Here is a 5,279-nt window from a genome sequence, read left to right as displayed (position 1 = left end):
ACCTAAATCAGTACTTGAAATATTAAATGGTAGAAAATGGTTTAAAAATGTAGTTTCAATTCCTAAGTATGGAACAGCAACAATTGTAGAAGATAATCCTAGTTGTTTTGGATATATATTAAATTTACCAGCAGAATTAACTGAAAAATATAAAGAGGGAACAACTGATATTCATATGTTAGAGGAACATCTATCAAGTTTCATTCTTTTATTACCAGAATCAATAACTAAAGTAGAGGGGGCATTATAGTGGCTAAGATAAAATTAGAAAATTTAACAAAAAGTAAAATCTTTCTTGGAGGGTTTTGCTTTGTTCCTGGAGTAACAGAAACTTGTGAATTAACAAAAGCTGAAGAAGGTAATATTAAAAGTTTATTAGATACAAAATTTATGAAAACTAAAATTAAAGAAAAATTAATAGTTGTACATGAAATTAAAGATAAATCTAATGATACAAAAGATGAGAAGAAATAAAAATGACTAAATCAGAAGAGTTCTCAGCTATAAAAGATGTTAAAAACACATATAAAGGGGCTCAAGACTTAAGTGATGAAGCTATAAAAACTCAAATGAACTTTGCAAAACTATTAATACAAAAAGATATTAATAATGGTGTTTTAGATACTGAGTTTAAAGATATGGGAATAGTTTATTTAACTTGTCATTACCTGTATCTTAATCACTCAGCTATTAAGTCAGATTCCCTTGAATCAAGCTCTAAAACTAGAGCTATTGGACAACTAGGAAAAGGATATGAAGCTAGTTTTTACGGTCAACAGTACGCTCTATTAACAAATAAAGAGAAAGCTAGTGAAGAGAAACTATCAAGTGGAGTTATATTCTTATGATATTTAAACCAACAAAGGCTTTACAAGAATTAAAGAAATTAAATTCAAGAAAGAATACCTACTTTCAAGTAGGGGTGTTTGGGAAAGATGATTCTCAAATGGTTAAAATAGCAGCTATACATGAATTTGGTGGAGAAATTAAGATTAAAAAGAATAGATATGTTCCGTCTTTAGGGGTAACCCTAAAGGCAGGAACATCTATAATAATGCCTGAAAGAAAGTGGTTAACTATTACTTTTGAAAGGAATAAAGAGTTCTTTGAACAGTTAATTAAAGTTAATTTAAAGAAAATTGCCAGTGGAACTATGAGTATTAAACAATCAAATGAGATTATAGCTATTACTTTAGCAAGTTATACTAAAAAAGAGATGGGAAAAGGTGTCATGGCTCCAAAACATAGAAGCGGAACTCCAATGGTTGATAGCGGAAGATTAAGACAAAGTGTAGGAACTAGAATTAATTTTAGTGAAAAAACCTATGGATTAGGAGAAGATTAATAATGTATAAAGCAGATCATAGTGATGTTCTTAAAGAATATGAAATAGAAGTTACTATTACAAAGAATAAAATAGCTGAAAATCCTTTAGTTGATGAGAACTTTAATGTTATCTCTACCAATAAAGAAGTAGTAATTAAAATAGCATATTTTAATGTAAAAAATGAAGATGTAAATGAGGATAACGGCTTTAAAAGTGGAGACCTTAAAGTATATTGCCGTTTAAATCAAGAATCAGTTTTAGAGGTAAATGATAGCTTTAAATCTTTTAATGGAAGCACATATATAATCAAACAACCTATTCCATGTATGTATGCTGATTACTTAGTATTCTTAGGAAGACGTGATGTTAATGACAGTGTCAATTAAAAATGAGTTATATAAGATTTTAGGAAATTTAATTAAAGGTAAAACTAATTACTCTTTAGGTAGAGTAGATGATGAAAATGTAGTCAAGTTAGGTTATCCAAGACTTGAATTTCAACTATTTGAAATTAATCTAAATGAAGATATGTCTATTTCTAATACCTATGACATAGACAGTAGAGAGATTATAGATAGTTACAATAGGATTTCAAGATATATGCTTGATATTACAGCTATTTATACCTCTAAAGAGGGAATAGATATAGATAACCTATTAAAGTTCTTAACTAACTACTATAAGTTAGATACATTCTTTCATCTGTATGATTTTAAAGGAGTAGTTAAAGATATAGTTATTAATAGAGATTTTAAGTCAGTAAATAAAAATGAGTTCTATTTAGACCAATCAATTTCAAGAGATGGATATACTTTTACTTTTGATGTTGAAAGTATTGATATAGATAGGATTCCTGCAGGAATAATTATGAGAAGAGGTGAGTATATTGAGTAGACATATGGCAGTTGGCATAATGAAAGATACAAAGTCAGTAAAGAAAGCAACTTTTGGAGATATTTTAATAGTATCTTTTGCAAAAGTTATTCCTTTTACTACAGTTTCAGATACATCACAGCTTGAAAAATTAGCTGTAACTCCTGAAACAAACTTATATAAGAAAATAGAGAAGATATTCTCACAAGACAATAGAATAGATAAAGTTTCAATTATTGGAACTGATGGAGCAGATGCTGGAGCTATTAAAACAGCTTTAGACAAAATGTATAAAACAAAAAAAGGATATTACTTTATTCTTATGGATTCTTTTGATGAAACAAAGTCAAAAGCCGTTATAGAGTGGGCTAATGCTAAAAATAAACTTCCTGTATATTGTACAGAGAAAGAAACTACTATATCTGTTATAGAATCATTCTTTAAATCTATAAACTCTAAAGCTATAGCTTTTGCAACTAAAGAGGATGATGATTTCCCAGATGCAAAAGTAGTAGGAGCTATGGCAACTCAAACTCCAGGAAAGGATAAATGGGAATGGAAAGAACCACAAGGAGCCTTATTTAGTGGATTTGATTTAACAGATCAAGATACTCTTGAATCTCTTGGAGTAAACACAATACAAGAGGAAAGAGAGGGAGTTTTAGCAATGTTTCCTGGTAAATGTTGTAATGGTGAGTTTATAGATATTGTTTGGGGTAGTGATAACTTACAAGATGATATTGAAATAGCCTTTATAAGAGCTGAAAAGAAACCATATAAAATTTATCATCCTGGAATAGATCCAAGAGGTATTACTCAGTGTAGAGCAATTGTTGAGGAAGTATTAAATGACTATGCTAGTGATTTTAGAGAGTTTATTGCTAAAGATATAAATGGAAAACCACAATTTAAAATAAATGTTAAAACTGAATATACAGAAAATGATATAGCAGCTAGGATCTTTGAAGTTTCTTGGATAGCAATACCTTCTGGTTCTGCTAGTTTTGGAAAAATAGATGGATTATTAACATTTGATAAAAAGAAAATAGGAGCGGTGTAATGTATAGATCAAGTTTAGATATAGTAACTATAAATGGATTAGTATTTTCAAATGTGTTTAAGCAAGATTTTGCTCCAGCAAGAAAAAATGATGCTTATCTTAGAGAACAAGATTCTAATGGAACTTTTGAAGACTTTGAAAATCCAGATAAAAGTGGTGAAGCTACTTTTTCTATTAGAAGTGATGCTACAAATTTCTTAAAAGAACTAAGAAAACTAATGGAGACTGGAACAAATTTTACTATGATTAGAGATAACAGAAATAAGGGTGGCCAAAGAGAAACATATAAAAAATGTTTAGTTTTAAATGATGGATCAGCATCAAGAAATGGAAATGGAACTCTAGGTAATAGAGAATGGAAAATATCATATGAATCATGTCTTACAACTGAAGGAGCGAACTAATGGAAAATACAAATGATATTAAAGTAATTAAAGCTGTGGACTACAAGTTACCACAAGTAAACACAGAACAAGGAACTATGGTTTTAACAGATATAGCAGGAACTAATTTTGAAATAATCTATATGAAACCAACAACAAAAGAGTTTCTTGAAATGGAAGAGGTAGCTAAAGAATATACAACAGTTAATGAAACTTTATACGCTAAGAATAGTGATGTTAAAAAAATAGAGTGGATTCTTAAAAACTTAGTAACTGTTCCAGGAGAATTAAAACTAGAACATTTAAACAAGGAGAGTGCAAAGAAATTAGCTAACTATTTTCGTTAAAATAGAGAGAACTAGTGAGGGGTTAATAGATACTCAGTATTATTACAACAACCTCGAAAATGAGGATATTATAGCTTTTACTATAGGAGAATATTTTAATTCTAACCCTTATGATTACTACAATATGGACTATGTAAAACAAATGAAATTATACTCATATGTAATAGAAAGAACTACTCCAAAGAAGGAGGTGAACAATGAGTAAATTAGCTGATGCTTATTATGAAATTGGCTATAAGGTTGATAATAGTGGCTTAATGAAAGCTGATAAAGGTCTTAAAAAGATAGGTAAAAGTGCTTTAGGTGCTGAAGATGATGTAAGTAAATTAAGTAAGGTTTTAGATTTTACAGAAACTGGACTTGTAAGTGTTGGAGCTATTATTGGTACTTTAGCTTATGGAATAAATAAGGCTACTAATGAGTTTGCTCTTTTTGATGATCAGTTAAGAAAAGTTAATGCTAAGGGAGACATGACTACTAAAAGTTATGAGAAACTTAAAAAAGCAGCTTTTGATGCAGGTAAAGATACAAGATTTACTGCTACAGAATCAGCTAAAGGACTTGAGTATATGGCTATGGCTGGTTGGAGTGCAACAGAAAGTGTTAAAGCACTTCCAGCCAGTTTAAATATGGCCGTTGTTGCTGGAGAAGATTTAGCTTTAGTAACAGATATTATGACTGACCAAATGACAGTATTTGACCTTGGAGCTGATAAGGCTAATCATTTTGCAGATGTACTAGCTTATTCAGCAAATAAAGCCAATACATCAATTGGACAAATGGGAGAAACTTTAAAGTTTGCTGGTGCTCCAGCTAAAGCTTTAGGTGCTGACGTTGAGGAAGTTTCAGCTCTTATTATGTCTATGGCAGATGGTGGAGTTAAAGGAAGCCAAGCGGGAACAGCTTTAAGAACAGCATATTTAAATCTAGCTTCACCTACTAAAGAAGCTCAAAGAACTATTAGAAAGTTAAAATTAGAAACAAAAGATAGTAATGGAAACTTTGTAGGAATGACAAATATATTAGATCAACTCGGAACAAAAACAAGAGAGATGACAAATATTCAAAAGGCTCAAGTGTTTCAGACTCTTTTTGGTAAAGAAGCAATAACAGGAATGATGGTAGTTCAAGCACAAGGAACTAAAAAGTTAAAAGAGAATACAAAGGCTCTTAAAAATAATAATGATTATGCTAAAAAGGCAGCAGATTATATGAACAGCAACTTGAAGGGTACTCTAGCTGGAACTACATCAAAGCAAGAAGCTTTAAGGCTTGCTATAGGTGAAACA

At 30.3% G+C, this 5,279-nt stretch carries 10 protein-coding genes; all 10 read left to right on the top strand.

Features of this window, described 5'->3' with window-relative positions:
• Positions 1-250: hypothetical protein (locus Q0V09_RS07255; protein WP_297488001.1), on the top strand; the 250-nt coding region annotated here is incomplete at its 5' end.
• Complete coding sequence (locus Q0V09_RS07250) at positions 250-474, top strand: hypothetical protein (RefSeq protein WP_297487998.1); 225 nt, start codon at positions 250-252, stop codon at positions 472-474. The genes Q0V09_RS07255 and Q0V09_RS07250, both read left to right, overlap by 1 nt.
• A 2-nt stretch (positions 475-476) precedes the next feature.
• On the top strand, positions 477-848 hold the full coding sequence (locus tag Q0V09_RS07245) for a hypothetical protein (protein ID WP_297487996.1): 372 nt from the start codon (positions 477-479) through the stop codon (positions 846-848).
• A complete protein-coding gene (locus Q0V09_RS07240) occupies positions 845-1,345 on the top strand; it encodes a hypothetical protein (protein WP_297487993.1) in 501 nt (166 codons plus the stop codon). The genes Q0V09_RS07245 and Q0V09_RS07240 overlap by 4 nt, the downstream gene beginning before the upstream one ends.
• A gap of 2 nt (positions 1,346-1,347) precedes the next feature.
• Positions 1,348-1,713, top strand: coding sequence for a hypothetical protein (locus Q0V09_RS07235; protein ID WP_297487990.1), 366 nt, complete (start codon positions 1,348-1,350; stop codon positions 1,711-1,713).
• On the top strand, positions 1,691-2,221 hold the full coding sequence (locus Q0V09_RS07230; protein ID WP_297487987.1) for a hypothetical protein: 531 nt from the start codon (positions 1,691-1,693) through the stop codon (positions 2,219-2,221). Before Q0V09_RS07235 ends, Q0V09_RS07230 begins: the two co-directional genes overlap by 23 nt.
• Complete coding sequence (locus tag Q0V09_RS07225; protein ID WP_297487984.1) at positions 2,214-3,260, top strand: DUF3383 family protein; 1,047 nt, start codon at positions 2,214-2,216, stop codon at positions 3,258-3,260. The genes Q0V09_RS07230 and Q0V09_RS07225 overlap by 8 nt, the downstream gene beginning before the upstream one ends.
• Positions 3,260-3,664, top strand: a complete 405-nt coding sequence (locus Q0V09_RS07220) for a hypothetical protein (RefSeq protein ID WP_297487981.1) — start codon at positions 3,260-3,262, stop codon at positions 3,662-3,664. Before Q0V09_RS07225 ends, Q0V09_RS07220 begins: the two co-directional genes overlap by 1 nt.
• The gene (locus Q0V09_RS07215) at positions 3,664-3,990 is read left to right on the top strand and encodes a hypothetical protein (RefSeq protein ID WP_297487978.1); all 327 of its coding nucleotides are present in this window, start codon (positions 3,664-3,666) and stop codon (positions 3,988-3,990) included. The genes Q0V09_RS07220 and Q0V09_RS07215 overlap by 1 nt, the downstream gene beginning before the upstream one ends.
• 197 nt (positions 3,991-4,187) lie before the next feature.
• Positions 4,188-5,279 (top strand): phage tail tape measure protein (locus Q0V09_RS07210; protein ID WP_297487975.1); only part of this gene is annotated, 1,092 nt, incomplete at its 3' end.

The sequence above is a fragment of the uncultured Cetobacterium sp. genome (assembly GCF_947039425.1).
Lineage (GTDB): Bacteria > Fusobacteriota > Fusobacteriia > Fusobacteriales > Fusobacteriaceae > Cetobacterium_A.
Note: the sequence above shows the minus strand (reverse complement) of the source record. Positions and strands in the feature narration are given on the sequence as shown.

Bases quoted from the DNA above. Each gene is read 5' to 3' on its own strand.
- Q0V09_RS07240 (WP_297487993.1), top strand. From the start codon at position 845: ATGATATTTAAACCAACAAAGGCTTTACAAGAATTAAAGAAATTAAAT.
- Q0V09_RS07230 (WP_297487987.1), top strand. From the start codon at position 1,691: ATGTTAATGACAGTGTCAATTAAAAATGAGTTATATAAGATTTTAGGA.
- Q0V09_RS07215 (WP_297487978.1), top strand. From the start codon at position 3,664: ATGGAAAATACAAATGATATTAAAGTAATTAAAGCTGTGGACTACAAG.
- Q0V09_RS07220 (WP_297487981.1), top strand. From the start codon at position 3,260: ATGTATAGATCAAGTTTAGATATAGTAACTATAAATGGATTAGTATTT.
- Q0V09_RS07235 (WP_297487990.1), top strand. From the start codon at position 1,348: ATGTATAAAGCAGATCATAGTGATGTTCTTAAAGAATATGAAATAGAA.
- Q0V09_RS07245 (WP_297487996.1), top strand. From the start codon at position 477: ATGACTAAATCAGAAGAGTTCTCAGCTATAAAAGATGTTAAAAACACA.